Origin of the sequence: Brevibacterium sp. 2SA (genome assembly GCF_005502845.1) — a bacterium.
In the GTDB taxonomy this organism is placed as follows: Bacteria; Actinomycetota; Actinomycetes; order Actinomycetales; family Brevibacteriaceae; genus Brevibacterium.
In genome coordinates, this window is record NZ_SCMW01000010.1 from 38463 (window position 1) to 58193 (window position 19731).

General features: G+C 70.3%; 17 protein-coding genes. 6 read left to right on the forward strand and 11 right to left on the reverse strand.

The window, feature by feature from the left end; all coding sequences use genetic code 11:
* The first annotated feature begins 30 nt into the window (after positions 1 to 30).
* From FFS20_RS06035 to FFS20_RS06055, 5 genes are all read left to right on the forward strand, one after another.
* Positions 31 to 669 (forward strand): TetR/AcrR family transcriptional regulator, encoded by a 639-nt coding sequence (locus FFS20_RS06035; protein ID WP_137825013.1) that lies wholly within the window; start codon positions 31 to 33, stop codon positions 667 to 669.
* A gap of 187 nt (positions 670 to 856) precedes the next feature.
* Positions 857 to 1672, forward strand: coding sequence for a methyltransferase domain-containing protein (locus FFS20_RS06040; protein WP_137825014.1), 816 nt, complete (start codon positions 857 to 859; stop codon positions 1670 to 1672).
* Positions 1673 to 1741: 69 nt separating this feature from the next.
* Positions 1742 to 2251, forward strand: a complete 510-nt coding sequence (locus FFS20_RS06045; RefSeq protein ID WP_137825015.1) for a hypothetical protein — start codon at positions 1742 to 1744, stop codon at positions 2249 to 2251.
* A gap of 53 nt (positions 2252 to 2304) precedes the next feature.
* On the forward strand, positions 2305 to 3756 hold the full coding sequence (locus tag FFS20_RS06050) for a deoxyribodipyrimidine photo-lyase (protein ID WP_137825016.1): 1452 nt from the start codon (positions 2305 to 2307) through the stop codon (positions 3754 to 3756).
* Positions 3757 to 3804: 48 nt separating this feature from the next.
* The gene (locus FFS20_RS06055; protein WP_137825017.1) at positions 3805 to 5037 is read left to right on the forward strand and encodes a methyltransferase domain-containing protein; all 1233 of its coding nucleotides are present in this window, start codon (positions 3805 to 3807) and stop codon (positions 5035 to 5037) included.
* On the opposite strand, the gene trpS is transcribed toward FFS20_RS06055, so the two are convergent.
* Entirely contained in the window at positions 5022 to 6071 is a 1050-nt protein-coding gene (gene trpS, locus FFS20_RS06060) for a tryptophan--tRNA ligase (RefSeq protein WP_137825018.1), read from the reverse strand. The genes FFS20_RS06055 and trpS overlap by 16 nt on opposite strands.
* A gap of 233 nt (positions 6072 to 6304) precedes the next feature.
* Here trpS and FFS20_RS06065 point away from each other — a divergent pair, with 233 nt between their 5' ends.
* Positions 6305 to 6655: a hypothetical protein gene (locus FFS20_RS06065; RefSeq protein ID WP_137825019.1), complete on the forward strand. Its 351-nt coding sequence runs from the start codon at positions 6305 to 6307 to the stop codon at positions 6653 to 6655.
* 165 nt (positions 6656 to 6820) lie between these two features.
* Here FFS20_RS06065 and FFS20_RS06070 read toward each other — a convergent pair whose 3' ends face one another.
* The 10 genes from FFS20_RS06070 to FFS20_RS06115 form a co-directional block, all read right to left on the reverse strand.
* The gene (locus FFS20_RS06070; protein ID WP_171007010.1) at positions 6821 to 8521 is read right to left on the reverse strand and encodes an AarF/UbiB family protein; all 1701 of its coding nucleotides are present in this window, start codon (positions 8519 to 8521) and stop codon (positions 6821 to 6823) included.
* Between the two features lie 148 nt (positions 8522 to 8669).
* Entirely contained in the window at positions 8670 to 9464 is a 795-nt protein-coding gene (locus tag FFS20_RS06075; protein ID WP_137825021.1) for an IclR family transcriptional regulator, read from the reverse strand.
* A 3-nt stretch (positions 9465 to 9467) separates the two neighbouring features.
* Positions 9468 to 10871, reverse strand: coding sequence for a formimidoylglutamate deiminase (locus FFS20_RS06080; protein WP_137825022.1), 1404 nt, complete (start codon positions 10869 to 10871; stop codon positions 9468 to 9470).
* Positions 10868 to 12094 carry an allantoate amidohydrolase gene (locus FFS20_RS06085; RefSeq protein WP_137825023.1) on the reverse strand — a complete coding sequence of 409 codons (1227 nt, stop codon included), beginning with the start codon at positions 12092 to 12094 and terminating at the stop codon, positions 10868 to 10870. Before FFS20_RS06085 ends, FFS20_RS06080 begins: the two co-directional genes overlap by 4 nt.
* A 1-nt stretch (position 12095) precedes the next feature.
* A complete protein-coding gene (hutH, locus tag FFS20_RS06090; protein ID WP_137825024.1) occupies positions 12096 to 13781 on the reverse strand; it encodes a histidine ammonia-lyase in 1686 nt (561 codons plus the stop codon).
* Between the two features lie 78 nt (positions 13782 to 13859).
* A complete protein-coding gene (locus tag FFS20_RS06095; protein ID WP_137825025.1) occupies positions 13860 to 15176 on the reverse strand; it encodes a YjiH family protein in 1317 nt (438 codons plus the stop codon).
* Positions 15177 to 15193: 17 nt separating this feature from the next.
* Entirely contained in the window at positions 15194 to 16444 is a 1251-nt protein-coding gene (hutI, locus tag FFS20_RS06100) for an imidazolonepropionase (RefSeq protein WP_137825055.1), read from the reverse strand.
* Positions 16444 to 18201: a urocanate hydratase gene (gene hutU, locus FFS20_RS06105; RefSeq protein WP_137825026.1), complete on the reverse strand. Its 1758-nt coding sequence runs from the start codon at positions 18199 to 18201 to the stop codon at positions 16444 to 16446. The genes hutI and hutU overlap by 1 nt, the downstream gene beginning before the upstream one ends.
* A 194-nt stretch (positions 18202 to 18395) precedes the next feature.
* Positions 18396 to 18893 carry a hypothetical protein gene (locus FFS20_RS06110; protein WP_137825027.1) on the reverse strand — a complete coding sequence of 166 codons (498 nt, stop codon included), beginning with the start codon at positions 18891 to 18893 and terminating at the stop codon, positions 18396 to 18398.
* A gap of 60 nt (positions 18894 to 18953) precedes the next feature.
* Positions 18954 to 19691, reverse strand: a complete 738-nt coding sequence (locus FFS20_RS06115; RefSeq protein WP_137825028.1) for a type II CAAX endopeptidase family protein — start codon at positions 19689 to 19691, stop codon at positions 18954 to 18956.
* Positions 19692 to 19731: the final 40 nt, after the last annotated feature.

Consider the following 19731-nt stretch of genomic DNA (forward strand, 5'->3'; position numbering starts at 1 on the left):
ACCCGCACCGAGGCGGCGTATCGTTAAGCCATGCCCAGTGAACGTGTTCACTCAAATCCACCGCACCCCCAGGAATCCGCGCGCTCGCTCCAGCGCCGACGGACCGAGGATCGGATCATCACGGCCGCCGCCGACCTCTTCCTCGCCGCGGGATACCGGGCGACGACCATCCGCCGGGTCGCCGAGGCGGCGGGGGTGTCTGTGGGCCGGGTGATGGCGGTCGGGGACAAGGATGCTCTCCTCGTCGCGTGCTACGACCGGTGGATCGGGCAGCTCCAGGACGGCACCGCGGAGGTCCCGGCGACGATCGCGCGGACGGGCACCACCTCGGCGGTGCAGGACCATCTGCTCGGGATCTTCCTGCCGTTCCTCGAGTTCTTCGCCGCTCATGAGGACCTCTCCCGGGACTACGCGGCCGCGCTCATCCGCATCCACGGTCGGCCGCAGGTCTTCGACGGCCTCGCCCGGGATCTCCAGGCAGCCCTGCGGGACAACCTCGTGTCGATCGGGATCAGTGAGGACAATGCGCGGGCGAGCGCCGCGGCCCTCTACGACTCCTACATGGGCGTGATCTTCCGCTGGGCGGCCAGCGACATGAGTGCCGCCGACGCGGTCACAGCGCTTGCCGACATCATCGCCTTCCACACCCGCTTCCGCAGGACGCCATGACACTGCTGCCCGATCCGTGGTGGGTGCTCGCCCTCACCGTCCTCGTCCTCATCGGGTGCTTCCTCGTGTGAGCTCGTCGCCGGCGGGACGGTCGTGAACCGATTGCAACATTGCGGTGCTTCGGATCGCACGAGGACTCGGCTAGGCTCGAAGTGACGGCCGCCACGCCAGACGAAGGAGTGTGGAAATGCCCGAATTCGCCGACAGCAGCCGCGCTCGCGCCGAATCCCCGGCCGAACGCCATTCCCGGTGGACCTGGATCCACGAGACCGCCGCCATGACCGGGTGGAACTTCACCGCCCTCGAGGGCCGCCTCGTCGCCGACGACCCCCCGTGGGACTTCGACACGATGTGCCTCGAGGCCTGGGACGACGCGAGCACCGTCCTCGACATGGGCACGGGAGGCGGCGAGCGCCTCATCGCCCTCGTCAAGCGCTTCCGCGGCCGCCACCCCGGGACCGCGCCCGACCTCTCGATCGTCGCCACCGAAGGCTGGGCGCCGAACGTGCCGGTGGCCGCCGCCGCGCTCGAACCCTTCGGGATCGAGGTCAGCGACTACGACAGCGGCGACGGCGAGCCGCTGCCGTGGTCCGATGCGTCCTTCGACGTCGTGATGAACCGGCATGAGAGCTATGACATCGCCGAGGTGGCCCGTGTCCTCTCCCCCGGCGGACTCTTCCTCACCCAGCAGGTCGACGGCACCGAGGCGATCGAGTTCCGCAACTGGTTCGGCGGGGAACCCGAGCATCCGGAGATCCAGCTCGAACCGTGCGTCGACGCCGTCGAGGAGCAGGGACTGCGCGTCGAAGCGGCCCGCCGCTGGCAGGGGACGATGCGCTTCACCGACGTCGAGGCCGTCATCGAGTACCTCGCCTACGTGCCGTGGGACGTGCCCGACTTCGTCGTCGGCGACCACCTCGGCGGTCTGGAGCGCCTCGCCGCCGAGCGCCGCCCGATCGAGGTGACGCAGAAGCGCTTCCTCATCGCCGCGATCAAGGAGTGAGGTTATCCCGACCCCACCCATCGGGAAGCCGTCTGTGCCCCGGGAACGCGGTTCCGTAGCGTCGGGGACATGACCTCGCCGAACTTCTCGTATCCGCAGCCCACCGATGACGAACTGGCCGCGCAGATGCCGGCCGGCCCCTCCGCTCTCCGCACGCCCGCACCCCCAGTGCCCGGGCCTGTCGACCCCGTGACCGGGCTTGTCGACCCAGTGCCCGGATCCGCTGTGGCGGGTGCGCCGTCGCCGCGGCTCGGGAAGTGGGCGCTCGGGCTCACCCTCGGTGCTGCGGCACTGTCCCTCATCGCCTCGATGATCCTCGGGGCCACCGCGGGACCCGCCGAAGCCGCGAACGGACGCTACTTCTCCGACGCACCGGCGTGGCTGACGGTGCTCGGCACGACGCTCTTCGCTCTCCAGGGCCTGTGCACGCTGGCCGGGCTCAGCGGCCTCGTCATGGGCATCATCGCGACCGCCACCGACCGCGGCCGCACGCAGGGGATCATCGCCACGGCCGTCGCGATCTTCACCCCCGTCATCTCCTTCGCCCTCTTCCTCGTCCTCAGCTTCGCCCTGGTCTGAGACGGGTCGACCGGTCGCTCTGCGTGGTCTGCGACAGTGCGATAATCCCTGTCATGGCCTCCCACCCCCTCACCCTCGTCTGGTTCCGCGACGATCTGCGCGTCGCCGACCACGAGGCGCTCACCGCCGCCCGTGAAGCCGGCGATGTCGTGGCGATCTGGATCCGTGAGACCCGGGATGCCGAGGGCCGCGGACCGCGCCCGCTCGGGGCGGCAGCGCGCTGGTGGGCCCACGAATCCCTCGAGGTCCTCGAGGGGGAACTCGAGTCGCTCGGCATCCCGCTGCTCCTCGCTGCGGGGACTGCCGCCGACATCATCCCCGACGTCGCCGAGGGTCTTGGGGCGACGACGGTGCGCTGGTCGCGCCGCTATGCCCCGGCCTCCCACGCCCTCGACGAGGTCGTCGCCGGCACGCTGAGCGCACGCGGCATCGCGGCGGAGGGCTCGCGGGGCGCGCTTCTCGTCGAACCATGGGAGGTCACACCGTCCTCGGCGAGTGAGCACTACAAGGTCTTCACCCCGTTCTGGAACGCCGCCCGGGAGGTCCCCGTCGACCTGCCGCTGCCGGTCATCGAGGCGCAGTCACTGAGTGCGGCGACCGCCGTGCGCCTCGCCCGCGTCCGGCAGGACAGTCCCCACCTCCTCACCGCCATCACCGACCTTGGTCTGCTCGACGTCGTGGCCGGTGATCCGGCCTCCAACACCGGGTCGGGCGGGTTTCTGTGGTGGACGGACACGGTGGCCGCCCACTGGACACCGGGAGTCGTCGCTGCCGCGGAGGCGCTCGACCGCCTCGGCGAGCGCATCGACGGCTACGCCGAAGACCGGGACGTGCCCGGGGATCCTCAGGGGACATCGGCACTGTCGCCGCGCCTGCGGTTCGGTGAGGTCTCGCCGCGGCAGCTCCTCACCGCCGTCGCGGACCTCGCCGAGGTGGGGGCGGCGGATCGGCAGGCGTGGGTGCGGCAGCTGTACTGGCGGGAGTTCGCATGGCACCTCACCCACCATGTGCCCGACCTCGACTGGCAGCCGATGCGGCCGGAGTTCGCGCACTTCCCCTACGAGGACGATGACGAGGCGCTGCACGCGTGGCAGGCGGGACGGACGGGGATCGCACTCGTCGACGCAGGGATGCGGCAGCTGTGGGAGACCGGGTGGATGCACAACCGGGTCCGGATGGTCGTGGCGAGCCTGCTGACGAAGAACCTGCTGCTGGCCTGGCAGTCCGGGGAGCAGTGGTTCTGGGACACCCTCGTCGACGCCGATGAGGCGAACAATCCCGTGTCCTGGCAGTGGGTCGCCGGGTGCGGTGCCGACGCCTCCCCCTTCTTCCGGGTCTTCAATCCCGAGCGGCAGCGGGTCCGCTTCGACCCCGACGGGGTGTACGTGAGGCGGTGGCTCGGTGAGTCGGGGGACGCGGGCGAGCCGCTCGTCGACCTCGGCGAGTCCCGTCATGCCGCGCTCGCCGCCTACGATGCGATGAAGAGTGCGACCGCGGAGGGCTGAGCCCACTCCCGCCGGGGGCCGGCGACGCTGCCGCGTAAAATGGCAGGCATGACCACGCTGCCGCTCACTCCTGCCACGACCGTGGACGGACGCCTGGTCTGCCACTACTTCGAGGCCGACCGGTGCCGGTCGTGCGCCCTGCTCGGCACCCCGCACGACGAGCAGATCACGGATAAGGAGGCCTGGTGCCGCGAGGTCCTCGCCGCCCAAGCCCCCGCTGAGTGGCTGCCGGCCGCCTCGGGTCCCGACCATGACTTCCGCAACCGGGCGAAACTCGCCGTCGGCGGGGCTGCGGGTGCGGTGACGCTCGGCATCCTCGATGGGGACTTCCACGGCGTCGACCTGCGCGACTGCGGGATCCAGGTGCCGACGATCCGTGCTGTCATCCCCGTGCTCGCCGACTTCCTCGACGCGACCGGCCTCGACCCCTACGATGTCTCCGCCCGCCGAGGTGAGCTGAAGTTCGTCCACGTCACCGCGGCGCCCTCGGGGGAGCTCATGGTCCGCTTCGTCGTCCGCTCGCAGTTCGGACTCGAGGTCATCGCCTCCAGGACCGCGGCGCTGCGCGCGGCGATCCCGCAGGCGACCGTCGTCTCCGTCAACCTCCTCCCCGAGCACAAGGCGGCTCTTGAGGGCAGTCGGGAGGTCATGCTCGTCGGCGAATCGCTGCGGATGAACCTCGAGCGCGTCGACCTCCACCTGCGGCCGCAGAGCTTCTTCCAGACGAACACCGGGGTCGCGACCGCGCTCTGCGATCAGGTCGCGGACTGGGTCGACGAGATCGCCCCGGCCGCGCTGTGGGACCTCTACTGCGGGGTCGGCGGCTTCGCCCTGTGGAGCGCGTCCGGCAGCGGCGATGGCAGGCCGGCGCCGAGGCGCATCACCGGCATCGAGATCAGCGACCAGGCGATCGAGTCGGCGAAGCTCAGTGCCGCCGAACTCGGCGTCGCCGACGTCACGGAGTTCGTCGCGGGGGATGCCACCGAGGTTGCTGAGACCCGCCTCGGTGCCGGGGAGCGCCCGGACGCGATCATCGTCAATCCGCCTCGGCGCGGGATCGGATCGCGGCTGTCGACCGTGCTCGAGGACTCCGGGGTCGAGCACATCGTCTATTCGAGCTGCAATCCGCTCACCCTGGCCGCGGACCTCGACCGGATGCCGAGCTACGAGGTCACCCGAGCCCGCGTCTTCGACATGTTCCCGCACACGAAGCACCTCGAGGTCGCCGTCCTCCTGCGCCGCCGGGCGCGGGAGGCCACGACCGCTCACCTGCGCCCGTAATCCATCCCCATCGCGGTGCGCACTTCGTCGAGGGTCGCCTCGGCGATGACCTGAGCCCGCTCGTTGCCGGCGGCGAGGATCGCCTCGACCGCACCCCGATCCGCGGCCAGCTCGGCACGGCGCTGACGATGGTCGGTGAGGAACTCGTTGACCGCCTCGGCGGTGAGCGCTTTGAGGGCACCCGCACCGGCCTCACCGATCTCCGCGGCGATGGCCTGGGGCGTCCGACCCGAGCACACGGCCGCGGTCGTCAGCAGCGCCCCGATCCCCGGACGGTTCTCCGGATCGAACGTGATCGTCCGCTCGGCATCGGTCGGGGCCTTCCGGATCGCCTGCGCCGTCTCATCGGCGCTCATCCCCAGCGAGATGGCGTTGCCGTAGCTCTTCGACATCTTCCGCCCGTCGAGGCCGGGCAGCTCCGGGGTCGTCGTGAGCATCGCCTCGGGTTCGGGGAACACCCGGTCGTAGCGGTCGTTGAATCGCCGGGCGATCGTGCGGGTGATCTCCACGTGCGGCAGGTTGTCCTTGCCGACGGGAACGAGGCTGCCCTTGCAGAAGAGGATGTCGGCGGCCTGGTGAACGGGATAGGTGAGCAGCAGTCCGCTCAGGGGCCGATCCGAAGCGGCGAGTTCAGCTTTGACGGTGGGGTTGCGTCGCAGCTCGCTGTCGGTGACGAGGCTGAGGAACGGCAGAATCAGCTGGTTGAGTGCGGGGATCGCCGAGTGGGTGAAGATCGTCGTCCGTGCCGGGTCGATGCCCGCTGCGACGTAGTCGATGATCGCCTCCCGGACGTGGTCGGCGACGTTCGCCGAGGTCGCCCGATCGGTGATGACCTGATAGTCCGCGAGGACGATGAACGTCTCGATTCCCCGGTCCTGCAGGGCGACACGTTCGAGGATCGACCCGAAGAGGTGTCCGAGGTGCAGCCGGCCGGTGGGTCGTTCGCCGGTGAGCATCCGGAATCTCTGCGGGTGGTCGTCGATGTCGGCGCGCAGCTGCGGCATGCGATCAAGGGTCGCGGAATAGGAATCCATGGGTGTTCTCCTCAGGGTGTGCGAGTGCGGTGTCGGCGGCACGGGTCGCACGGAGAGTCCCACGTCGGATGCGGGCTGCCATGCAGCCCGCGGGTATGCGTCAGTCGGCTGCGTCGGAAGGCAGCCACCACCAGGTGAGTCCGGCGTTGCGCATGCTCGCAGTCTACGCCGCCGGATGCCGTGGCGGCGTCCACAGGGTGGTCAGTGCCCGATGGGAGCGTTAGAGTACCCGCATGTCGATCGCAGTGAACACCCAGGGCGTCGAACAGGCGCGCACCCTCATCCGAGACGGCAAGGTCGATCGCAACGATCGCGGAGACTGGTCGAAGGATCGCCCCAGCGCCGAGGACGAGGACGTCTTCATCTCCAACAACGGGTGGGACGCCTACGCGAAGTGGCACCTCGGCATCGACGAGTCGGCTGACCCGCGCACGAAGAAGGCCTACTCGTTCCCCTACGGCGACTTCGTCGTCGTCCACCGGGCCGGAGTCATCGCCGCAGAATCGCGTGCCGGGGAGTACAAGCACGCCGAGATCGAGAAAGCGGCGAAGGAGCTGCTCACCCTCATCGACGACGGCCAGTGACGGCCTGAAGTCCCAGAGCTGAGTCAGCCTGGAGCGGCGCCGGGCAGTCTGCGCCGCGTCCGCGGTGATTGTGTGCCAGGTCCATGGCGATCTGGGCTCTGTTTTCGCCATGGACCTGGCGCAGAATCAGTGTGGCAGCCGCTGGCGGCCTCATCGCACGCGCCCTCACCGCACGCGGCGGGCCAGCTTCATGAGCTCCTCGGTGACGGTGATGTGGCTGTTGCGCCGGACCGTGAGGTTCCGCCACGTCACCACGGAGACCCCGGCCGCGGCGAGACCGGCGATCGAGACGCCCTTGACCGTCGGTCCCGTCCGGTTCGCCAGCAGCTGCGAGGCGGCGAGCAGCGACGATGACGCCATGAGGCCGTCGATGAGCTTGTCGGTGAGCTCTTCGGGGTCGCGCAGGTTGATCTCCAACCGGGTCTCGCCCTTGCGCAGCTGCTGAACGAGGATCTCGATGTCGCGGGGCAGCTCACGGGCCATCCGAGTCCAGCTCGTCGTCGACCGCACGAGCCGCTCGAGCATCTTCTTCGGACTGTTCTCCCTGATCATGTGCTCACGCAGGTACGGCCCGAGGTACTCCTCCATTGTCACGGTGCTGCCGAGCTGGATGCCGAAGCCCTCGAGCCGCCCCATGACGCGCACGAGCATCGCCAGGTCGCTCGGGAAGCTCAGCTCCTTGTCGTGGAGCAGCTGCATGCACGCGGTCATCGCGGCATTGAGGTCGATGTCCGTCGACGCCGTGTCCTCGGGCAGGTACTGCGCCATCCACTTGTCGACGGCCATCTCGAGGTCTTTGACATCCGTCGAGGCGGGGGCGTTGCAGACGATGAGGAGGATGTCGGTGAGGTCGGAGACGTCACGTCCGACGACGGCGGTGAGGAGGCGGATGACGTCGTTGCGCCGCGGGCCGGCGAGGTAGCCGACATCCCCGTAGTCGAGAAGGACGACATGCTCGGCATCGGGGATGAGGAAGTTCCCCGGATGCGGGTCGGCGTGATAGAGGCCGTTGTCGAAGATCATCGTCATCCACGCGTTCGTCACGTGCTTCGTGAGATCGTCGACACTCCACCCGGCGCCCGTGACATCGGCGCTGGTCTTCGTCTGGACGCCCGGCATCTGCTCCATCGTCAGCACCCCGGTCGCGCTGAGCTCCGGGTAGGGCGTGGGCACGAGCAGCCAGTCGAGTTCGGCGAGCTCTCGGGCGAAGCGCTGCATCGCCCGCAGCTCGTTGGTCAGGTCCATTGCCTGGCTCATCATCTCGGCGAATTCGTCGACCATCTGCGCCGGGTTGAAGCGCGCGAGCTCCGGGTCCGCGGATTCGACGAACCGCGCGACCTTCTTCATGAGGTCGAGGTCGCCGCGGACCTTCTCCTCGGCCCCGGAGTGGAGGACCTTGACGACGGCCGGGGTGCCGTCCTTGAGCACCGCGTGATGCGCCTGCGCCACCGACCCCGAGGCGAAGGGCTCGACATCGAAGGAGGTGAAGAGTTCGCTCACCGGGGCACCGAGGTCGGCCTCGACCCGCTCCTTCGCCCTGCCCGGCGGATCGGCCGGCACTTCGGCTTGGAGCCCGGACAGCGCCTCGGCGATATCGGCGCCCACGAGGTCGGCGCGCATGCTCAACGACTGGCCGAGTTTGATCCAGGTCGTCCCGAGTTCGGTGAACGCCGCGGTGAGCCGCGCGCCGGGCTCGAGTGTGACGAGGTCGGGATCGGCGAACTTCGTCGCGAGGTTCGTGCTGCCGTCCGCGGCGGCGAGCGTGCGCGCGGATCGTTCGGCGATGCCGTAGCGGGCGAGCACCTCGAGGATCTCGCGAGCGCGTCCGGCGTCGCTGCCGAACATTGTCAGATGTGGGGATTCCATGCCTGCTCCTGGGTCTCGCGCGAACCCTCGGTCGGCTCCGCTGCGGTCTGGGGTGGGCACAGTGTAACCGCCGTTCATCGGTGGCGGATGTCAGCGCGGACGATCGCCGAGGCGGTGCCCGGCGAACGCGGTGACCTCAGCTTCGCGGTCAGCGCAGCTTCGCGGTGACCTCGGCGGCAGCGGCGAGCACCCGATCGACGAGGTCGTCGGGCATCTCGGGCGTCGCGGTGGCGTCCCCGGCCCCGGAGGCTTCACCGGTTCCGGCGGACGGCGCTTCGGGCGCGGGCACGGAGAGCCCGATCGCGGCGATCGGGCGGGAGAGCACATCGTAGACGGGGGCGGCGAGCGTCGCGATGCCCGGCGTCACCTCCCCGTGTTCGATCGCCCACCCGGCGCGCCTGGTCTGCGCGAGCAGGGCGCTCAGCTGCCGCACCGACGTCGGGCCCTGTCCTGTGCGGGTGACGAAGGCGGACTCGGACTGGAACATCGCGAGCACCTCGGACTTCGGCAGCTGGGCGAGGATCGCCCGCCCGGTGGCCGTGAGGTAGCTCGGCATCCGCACCCCGGTCGCGGTGACGACGGCGACGGACTTCAGCGACTGCTCCTTGAGCACGTACACCGTCTCCCACCCGCGGATGACGGCGAGCTGCGCCGTCGCCGCCGTGTCTTCGGCGAGCTGGCGCACGACCGGCTGGGCGAGCCGCTGGAGCGGATTCATCCGCAGGTACGAGCTGCCGAGTTCGTGGACGCCGGGCCCGAGGACGAACCCCGGTTCGGTGCGGACGACCAGGCCGAGCTCCTCGAGGACCGCGAGCAGCTCGTAGACGCTCGAGCGCGGCAGGTCGAGGGCGCGCACGAGGGCACCCGCGGAGATCGCCCGGTTCGACGCCGCCAGATGGCGCAGGATCGCCACCGAGCGGCGCAGTGCGGGAACCTCAGCCACGACTCAGCCAGCCGTCCCGGACACATGGGCCTGGGGCGCAGCCGTCGCCATTCCCAGGGCGTCGAACGCCGCGGCGTAGAGATCGGCGATCGGCCCGAGCTCGGTGTGGACGCCGTCGCGGATGCGGACGATGCCGCCGCTCACCGTCATGCGAATGTCTTCGGCGGTGGCGGTGAGGACGATCTGCTCGCCCAGCGACCCCATCGTCCGCATGCTGTCGGTGGTCACGGCGATGAAGTCGCACGCCGCACCGGGGACGAGTTCGCCGACGGGCAGAGCGAGGCTGCGGGCACCCCCGGTCGTCAGGGCGGCGATGAGCTCGGCCGGAGAGAACCGACCGCGCTGGCCGCTGCGCAGCCGCTCCCCGGCCTCGAGTCCCTGCGTCTCCCTCAGAGCATCGAGGACGACGTGCTGGTCGGAGCCGAGCGCGATCGTCGCCCCCGCCTCGGCGAGCTCCCGGGCCGGGCCGATCCCGTCGGCGAGGTCGGCCTCCGTGCACGGGCACATGACGATCGTCGTCGCACCCTGCCCGAGCGTCGCGATGTCGGCCTCGGACAGATGCGTCGCATGGACAGGTGAGAGCGACTCGCTCACGACCCCGGCCCGGGCGAGGACCTGTGTCGGCGTCGTCCCGTAGGCCGCGACCGACGCCTCGTTCTCCGCGGGCTGCTCGGAGAGGTGGACGTGCAGCGGTCCGGACAGTTCGGTGAAGCGCGGCAGGTCCGCGGCGGCGACCGCACGCACCGAATGGATCGCGGCACCGAGGTGGACGAAGCTCTCCCCGGGTGCGCCGACGGGGAACTCGGCGGCGAGATCCTCACCGAGGCGCGCGTGCCGCTCGAGGTAACCGGCGATCGTCCCATCGCCGAAGCGCGCCTGCTCACGGCTCAGTTCGGCACCGATGCCGCCGGTGAGGTAGGCGGTGTCGAGGAGGCGGATCCGGATGCCCGCCGAGGCGGCCGCCCGGGCCAGCGCCCGCTCCATCGCGTGCGGGGCAGAGCCGGACTCCGTGCCGTAGGGGGTGCCGTCGGGCGCGTGGTGGACGTAGTGGAACTCGCCGACCGCGGTGTACCCGCCGGCGAGCATCTCCGCGAAGACGGCCCGGGCCACGGTTTCGTAGTTCTCCGGGGTCAGTCGGCCGGCGATCGAGTACATGACCTCCCGCCATGTCCAGAACGTGCCGCCGTCACCGTGGGTGCGACCGCGCAGCATCCGGTGGAACGCATGGGAGTGGGCGTTGACTCCGCCGGGGAGGACGAGACCGGGGACCACCTCGGCGCCCTCCGGCGGGACGGCGATGCCGGTGTCGACCGCGGTGAGCGTGCCCGTGTCATCGACGGTGAGGAGGACGCCGGTGGCGACCGCGCCGTCGACCCAGGCCGACGCGCACCAGAATGCGGTGCTCATCGGTCACCGCCGACGCCGAGTTCGCCCTCGAGGACGGCGACGAGCGCGTCGACGCCCGCCCGCGCATCATCGTCCTCGCAGGCCTCTTCCGGCGCGTGCGAGACGCCGGTCGGATTGCGGACGTAGAGCATCGCCGAGGGCACGTGCGGGGCGAGGATGCCCGCGTCGTGGCCGGCCCCCGAGGGCAGCATCGGCGCGGTGGGGAGCACCGCGCGCAGCCGGTCGTTGAGCTCGGCGGTGAAGCGCGTCGTCGGGGAGTACGACTCCTGCGAGACCTCGACCCTGACACCCGTGTCCGCGGCGTGGTCCCGGGCGCGGGCGGTGATCGCCTCGAGCACCTGCTCGACGACGCCATCGTCCTCGTGGCGGATGTCGAGCCAGAAGCTCATGCCCGAGGCGATGACGTTCGTCCCGCCCGGATGGATGAGGGTGCGCCCGACGGTGGCGACGGCAGTCGCGTCAGTGGCGGCCGCTAGGGTCGGAATGTCGCCGATCACGCGGGAGGCCGCGACCACGGGGTCGGCGCGGTGGCTCATCGGGGTCGTCCCCGCGTGGTTGCCCTGACCGGCGAACGCGAAGTGCCACCGACCGTGTCCGATGATGGAGGTGCCGATGGCCACAGCCTGATCAGTGCCGGCCAGCCCGATGCCCTGTTCGACGTGGAGTTCGATGAACGAGCCGATGCCCTGCAGCCGCTGTGGGTCCGCGCCCATGCGTTCGGGGTCGAGGCCGTAGCCGCGGGCGACATCGGCGAAGGTGTCACCGTTCGCGTCCCTTAAGTCCAGAGCCCGCGCGGAGTCGATCGCACCGGTGATGAGCCGCGAGCCGAGGCAGGCGACCCCGAACCGCGACCCCTCCTCCTCAGGGAAGACGGCGAGCGCGAGCGGACGGCCGGCGGAGTCGAGTGCCCCGGAGGCCTTGAGGTCGTCGAAGGCAGCGAGCGCCGAGGCGACCCCGAGCGGCCCGTCGAACGCCCCGCCGCCGGGGACGGAGTCGAGGTGGGAGCCGGTGACGACGGCGTCGTCGCCCGGTGCGGTCGCCCACGCCCACGTGATGCCGTTCGCGTCGATCTCGGTGTCGAGGCCGCGGCGGTCCGCCTCGGCGAGGAACCACGTGCGCAGCTCCCGTTCCGTGGCGGAGAACCCGGGCCGCTGGTACCCGGGTCCGCGCGGATCCCGACCGGTGTCGGCGATCTGGGCGAGGAGGGAGACGACGTCGCTCATCTCACTTGTCCTCGTGGTATTCGGTCGTCGCCGCGGCCGTGCCCGAGGCCTCGGCGGCGGCCTCGAGGTTGCCGAGCGCGGTGAAGTCGGGATCGTTGACGGCCGGGCCGCCGCCCACGGGCTGCCAGGTGCCGGCGGCCGCGGTGACGGTGTGGGCGAGCGGGGTGACCGCCTCGGCGGCGGCGACGAGGGATCCGTCTTTGACCTTCGCGATGGTCTCGGCGAGTTCCGGGGAGAGGAACCGGTCGGGGCCGGGACCGGGCACGGTCTCCCGGATTGCGGCGATGACGGCGCCGGTGACCGGGGCCGGATCAGCCTCGCGCATGTCGCAGGCCCGGGATGCCGCATAGAGCTCGATGCCGATGACGCTCGCGAGGTTGTCGACGACCTGGCGCAGCTTGCGTGCCGCCGACCAGCCCATCGACACGTGGTCCTCCTGCATCGCCGAGGACGGGATCGAGTCGACCGAGGCGGGGGCGGCATTGCGCTTGGCCTCGGAGACCATGGCCGCCTGCGTGTAGTGGGCGATCATCAGACCGGAGTCGACTCCGGCGTCGTCGGCGAGGAACGGGGTGAGCCCCTGGTTGCGGGCGACGTCCATGAGGCGGTCGGTGCGGCGTTCGGCCATCGAGGCGACATCGGCGGCGACGATCGCGAGGAAGTCCAGCGCGTGGGCCAAGGGCGCGCCGTGGAAGTTGCCGTTCGAGGAGACCATGCCGTTGGTGAGGACGACGGGGTTGTCGATCGCGGCCCGCAGTTCGCGTTCGGCGACCTGAGTGGCGAAGGCGACGGCGTCGCGGGCGGCGCCGTTGACCTGCGGGGCGCAGCGCATCGAGTACGCGTCCTGGACGAGGTGGGTCGAATCCCGGTGGCTCGCGGTGATGCCCGACCCGTGGAGGGCGGCGAGCATGTTGGACGCCGAGGCGGCCTGACCGTCGTGGGGGCGCAGCGGGTAGTGGAGTTCGGGGGCGAAGACAGCGTCGGTGCCGAAGAGCCCTTCGATGCTCATCGCCGCGGACACGTCGACGGCGGTGAGCAGGCTCTCGAGGTCGGTGAGGGCCATGATGAGCATGCCGAGCATGCCGTCGGTGCCGTTGACGAGTGCGAGCCCCTCCTTCTCGGCGAGCGTGACTGGGGTGATCCCGGCCTGCGCGAGGATCTCATCGGCGGGCCCGGCGACGCCGTCGGGGCCTTCGGCGACGCCCTCGCCCATGACGACGAGCGCACACGCCGACAGCGGCGCGAGGTCACCGGAGCACCCGAGGGACCCGTATTCGTGGACGACGGGGGTGATTCCGGCATTGAGCAGGTCGACGTAGGTCTGGAGCACCTCGGCGCGGACACCGGTGCGTCCGGTCGCCAGTGTCCGGGCGCGCAGGAGCATGAGCGCCCGCACGACCTCGCGCTCGACGGGGGCGCCGACACCGGCGGCATGGGAGCGGATGAGCGACTTCTGCAGCTGGGTGCGCAGCTCGGCGGGGATGTGCCGCTGGGCGAGCGCCCCGAAACCGGTCGAGACGCCGTAGACGGGCTTCGGCGCGGCAGCGAGCGCATCGATCGCCTCCCGATACGTGCCGACGCGAGCCAGGGTCGTCTCGCTCAGGGCCACCTTCGCATCGTGGCGGGCGACGTCGACGACGTCGGCGAAGGTGAGGGTATCGGGGTCGAGATCGATGACAGCGGACATCGCTGGGCCTTTCGTCGGGGTGGGAAACAGGTGGCGGATGGATGGTCGGTGGGACGGGCGTTCACAGCGTAGTCGCTGTCAGAGCAGCAGGTGGGCGAGCGGGGCGGCGATGAGGATGGTGAGGACGACGCGTTCGAACCAGATGATGACGAGCGCGCCGACGGAGATCGGGATCTCCGTGGCGAGGATCGAGGGCACCATCGCGGAGAAGAAGATGATCGCGGCGACTGAGACGACGGCGATCGTGAAGCGCAGCACGAGGTCGTCGGAGCCGGCGACCTGGGTGGCCGGCAGGAACATCTCGACGAGTCCGAGCGCCGAGGCCTTGCCGGCGAGCACGGGATCGGAGAGCTGCGTGACCCACGTGAAGGGCACGAAGATCCACCCGAGCCAGTCGAAGATCGGCGTGTACTTCGCCAGGAGCAGGCCGATGAGTCCGACGGAGAGGATCGAGGGCAGGATCGAGGCGGCCATGAGCAGACCGTCGCGGAAGTTGAGCCAGAGGTTGCGGCCGAGGCTCGGCGTCTCGGCGAGCGTCGCCTTCGCCTCCCGCCACGCAATGCGGAAGCGGTGCTTCGTCACCGTCTCCTCCGGCTGCGGGGTCGCCCCCGGGAAGTACGTGTCGGGGATCGATCGCAGCGGCGGCAGGTGGACGGTGACGGCCGTGACGACGAACGTGACGACGAGGGTGAAGAAGAAGTAGAGGAGCCAGTGGTCCATGAGGTCGAGCGTCTTGGCGACGACGATCATGAACGTCGCCGACACGGTCGAGAACCCGGTCGCGATGATCGCGGCCTCCCGCGCCGTGTACTTGCCCTCCTTGTAGACCCGGTTGGTGATGAGCAGACCGAGGGAGTAGCTGCCGACGAACGAGGCGACGGCGTCGATGGCCGACCGGCCCGGCGTCCTGAACACCGGGCGCATGATCGGCTGGACGAGGACGCCGATGAACTCCATGAGCCCGTACCCGACGAGGAGGGCGAGGAAGATCGCGCCGACGGGGACGATGAGGCCGACGGGGATGACGAGTTTGTCCCAGAGGAACGGGCCGATGTCCTCGGCGGCGAGCCAGGCGGGCGGGGCGGTGAGGATGAGGACGGCGACGACGAGGCCGGCGACGCCGAGGACCGCGAAGATCCCCTTCGTCACCGACGACTTCCACGTGCCGGTGACGAAGGGGCGAACGGCCCCGAGGAGGATGAGGGCGACGACGATGAACGGCACGACCGGGCCCGCGAACGTGCGGATGGCCGTGACGATGTGGTCGAGCGGGATCGTCGAGACCCCGGCGATCGTGACGGGAACGAAGAACATGACGATCCCGATGGCGCTGTAGGCGAAGAACCGCCAGGTGCCGGCGGGTCTCGTCTGCGCAGGGGTGGTCGGGGTGGTCATGATTCTCCTTCGAATCCTCAGTCCGCCGAGGTGGTCGGACGGTTGTCGGCGACGAGCTCACCGTCGCGGTAGACGCGGTCGACGAGCTGGACTCCGGGCCGGTAGGCCAGGTGCCGGTGGCTGGGGGCGTCGAGGACCGTGAGGTCGGCCCGGGCCCCGGCGCCGAGGTGGCCGATGTCGGTGCGATCGAGCGCGTGGGCGCCGCCGGCGGTCGCCGCCCACACGGCCTGGTCGACGGTGAAGTGCATATCGCGCACGGCCACGGCGATGCAGAAGGGCATGCTGTTGGTGAAGCACGATCCGGGGTTGCAGTCGGTGGCGATCGCGATGTTCACCCCGGCCGCGAGGTAGCGGCGGACGTCGGGGTAGGGCTGTCGGGTCGAGAACTCGACGCCGGGCAGCAGGGTGACGACGGTGCCTGCGGCGGCGAGGACGGCGAGGTCCTCATCGGAGGCGAAGGTCGCATGGTCGACGGAGACGCAGCCGAGTTCGGCCCCGAGCTGGAGCGCCCCGCCGGCGGTGAGCTGGTTCGCGTGGAGGCGCGGCCGCAGTCCCGCGGCGACGCCGGCCTCGACGATCCGCCGGGTGTGGTCCTCGTCGAACGCACCCTCTTCGCAGAACACGTCGATCCACTTCGCCAGGCCGGACGCGGCGGGGATGATCTCGTCGATGATGAGGCTGACGTAGGCCTCCGGGTCGTCCTTGTGCTCCGGCGGCACGACATGGGCGGCCATGAGCGTGGACTCCGGGGTGTGGCGGCCGATGATCTCGAGCGCCCGGATCTCGTCGGCGAGGTCGAGTCCGTAGCCGGACTTGATCTCGAACGTCGTCGTGCCGGACCGGGTGGCCTGGTCGAGGAGGTGGACGAGGTTGGCCTCGAGCTCCTCGTCGCTGGCCGCACGGGTCGCCGCGACCGTCGTCGCGATGCCCCCGGCGGAGTACTTCTCCCCCGCCATCCGGGCGGCGAACTCCGCCGAGCGGTCACCGGCGAAGATGAGGTGGTTGTGGCTGTCGACGAAGCCGGGAAGAACGGCCCGACCGCCGAGGTCGATCGTCTCGACCTCGGCGTCGGGGGCGGTGAGCAGGAGCGCTGCCAGGGCGGCGTCCGCCTCGGCGGCGGGACCGGACCAGGCGATGGTCTCACCGTCGATGATCACCGCGGCGTCGGTGAGGGCGAAGAGGTCTCCCGCGCCGAGGCTGGGGCGGGCCATGAGCTCGGTGGGGTCCGAGTTCGTGACGAGTTCGCTGATGCCGGTGAGGAGCTTCATCACTGGGCTGCCGATTCCTCGTCGCGGACGTCGAGTTCGGGGATCATCGGGATGCGCATGCCGCGCTGCCCGGCGACCTCGACGGCGCGGTCGTAGCCGGCGTCGACGTGGCGGATGACGCCCATGCCGGGGTCGTTGGTGAGCAGGCGGGCGAGCTTCTTCGCCGCGAGCTCCGTGCCGTCGGCCACGGACACCTGTCCGGCGTGGATGGACCGTCCGATGCCGACGCCGCCGCCGTGGTGGATCGAGACCCACGTAGCGCCCGAGGAGGTGTTGACGAGGGCGTTGAGCAGCGGCCAGTCGGCGACTGCGTCAGTGCCATCGAGCATCGACTCGGTCTCCCGGTAGGGGCTGGCGACGGACCCGGAGTCGAGGTGGTCGCGGCCGATGACGATCGGGGCCGAGACCTTGCCCTCGGCGACGAGCTGGTTGAAGAGCAGACCGGCCTGGTGGCGCTCCTTGTAGCCGAGCCAGCAGATGCGGGCCGGCAGTCCCTCGAACTCGACGTATTCGGCGGCGGCGTCGAGCCAGCGGTGGAGGGACTCGTTCTCCGGGAAGAGCTCCTTGAGGGCGGCGTCGGTGACCTCGATGTCCTTCGGGTCGCCGGAGAGCGCGACCCAGCGGAACGGTCCGAGGCCTTCGCAGAAGAGGGGACGGATGTAGGCGGGGACGAAGCCGGGGAACGCGAAGGCGCGGTCGTAGCCGGCCTTGCGTGCTTCGTCGCGGATCGAGTTGCCGTAGTCGAACACCTCGGCGCCGCGGTCCTGGAACTCGACCATGGCCTTGACGTGGGCGGCCATCGCCTCTTCGGCGCGCAGCGTGAACTTCTCCGCGTCCTGCTCGGCCTCGGTCTGCCAGTCGTCGAGGCTGACGCCGAGCGGCAGGTAGGACAGCGGGTCGTGGGCCGAGGTCTGGTCGGTGACGATGTCGACCTCGGCGGCCTCGGGACGGTCGAGGATGAGCGGGAGGATCTCCGCGGCGTTGCCGACGAGTCCGACGGAGAGTGCCTGCTTGTTCCGCTTCGCCTCGATGACCTTGGCGAGCGCGGTGTCGAGGTCGGTCTCGACCTCGTCGAGGTAGCGCTTGGCCTGGCGGCGGTCGAGGCGGGTCCGGTCGACGTCGATGATGAGGCAGGCGCCGCCGTTGAGGGTGACGGCCAGCGGCTGGGCGCCGCCCATGCCGCCGCAGCCGGCGGTGACGGTGAGGGTGCCGGCCAGCGTCCCGTCGAAGCGCTTGCGGGCGATCGCCCCGAAGGTCTCGTAGGTGCCCTGGAGGATGCCCTGGGTGGCGATGTAGATCCAGGAGCCCGCGGTCATCTGGCCGTACATCATCAGGCCTTCGGCTTCGAGGGCGCGGAAGTGCTCCCAGTTCGCCCAGTCGCCGACGAGGTTGGAGTTCGCGATGAGCACGCGGGGCGCCCATTCGTTGGTCCGGAGCACGCCGACGGGCTTGCCGGACTGGACGAGCAGCGTCTCATCGTCCTCGAGGTCGTTCAGCGTTCGCACGATCGCGTCGTAGGCCTCCCACGAGCGGGCGGCACGGCCGGTGCCGCCGTAGACGACGAGGTCCTCGGGGCGTTCGGCGACCTCGGGGTCGAGGTTGTTCATGAGCATCCGCTTCGCGGCTTCGGTCTGCCAGCTCTTCGCAGTGATCTCAGGTCCGCGGTCGGCGCGGATGACCCGGGTCGGGTCGTGCTGGGTGAACGACGGTGCGGTCGCCGAGGTGGTCGCGGCGCCGGTTTCGGACGTGGCGGTCATGGGATTCCCTTTCGTGGGGTCCCGCACGGGGACCTGAGCTCAGTTCGACCGGTGTCCGACGGAGTGGATTCCCGATCGTGGCCTGACGGTGAGAGGCCGTCGGGGCCGAATCGTCTCTGACTACCCTTCCATTGTGTCCGCTGGGAGCGCGGACGGAAGTGGTCTGGCCCAAGTTCCGTCCGATATTTCGGACACTATCCGCCGGCGACCGTGACGGTGCGGCGGCGCCGCTGGCCGGTCGCAAGGCCGAGGCAGAGCACGAAGACGGCGAGCGGCCGGTCGAGACCGTCGAACTCGGCGCCGATGACGCGGCTCGACCAGCCGGTGCGGCCGATCCGGCCGCAGAGCGCACCGTCGCCGTCGCGCAGCTCGAGGTCACGCGAGTCCGGGGCCGGTGCGAGGCGGTAGTCGCGGTCTCCCGCCGCGATGGTCCACCCGGTGGTTCCGGTGCGCTCGGCGGTCGCCACCGGCTGCGCCGACCCGTCGGGTGCGTTAGCGTGCGCCGCTGGGCGCAGAGTGTATGCGGTCCCGAAGGACCCGCTGGTCAGTGCGAAGCGAGCGCCGTCGATGTCGATCTCACCGCCTCGGCGCAGGGTGCGTGAGCCGATCCGCGTCGCCGGGAACCCGGCACCCGTGATCTCATAGCGGGCCGGGATGCCGGTGCGGCGGGAGTGCAGTGTCAGCGTGGTCATGGTTCCTCCTGGTCAGGTGGGCGGATGGGGTGGCGACAGGGTGTTTGGGGTGGGTGGCGGTCAGCCGCCGAGGGCGGGTGCGACGAGGAATGCGAGCCCGGTGCTGAAGAGATTGAAGATGATGTGCGCGATGATGCCCGGCCATACCGAGCCGCTGCGTCGCCGGAGTTCGCCGGTGATGAGGCCGACGATGAAGGCCGAGAGCATCGTCTGCGGAACGCCGTGGAGGATCGTGAAGAGCAGTGCGCTGCCGACGACCCCGACGATCGCACCGTACCGCAGCAGCACGGTGGTGACGACGCCGCGGAAGAACAGCTCCTCCCCGATCGGGGTGAGCACCCCGAGGAGCACGAGTCCGAGCAGCAGGGGAACGAGTCCGGTCGCCGCGGTCTGCGACCAGTCGCTCTGCGCATTGCCCGAGTCCCCGGTCACCGCGACGTAGACCCAGGTGGCCGGGAACTTCAGTGCGAAGGCGATGAGACCGCCGAGGACTCCGAGGAGCAGCCACCGGCCGGCGGTGGGGCGCAGCCCGAAGGCGGAGGCGGAGCGGAGGCGCACGGCCACCGCGGCGGCGAATCCCCCGGTGCCGGCGATGAACGACAGACCCATGAGGACGATGCTGAATGCCTCGGGGCTGATGGCGGGTTTGAGGAGGAACGTCAGCCCGAGGGTGAGGGCGACGAAGACGGCGAAGCCGACGCCGAGCTCGATCCACCCTGGCCGGCGCCCCTGGGGAGTCGGCGATGAGGTCGGGGTGTCGACGGAATTCGGGCGCGACGGGGTAGGGACAGTGGACATGGTGGTCTCCTCACCGGCCTCGATGCCCGCGCAGGGCGGC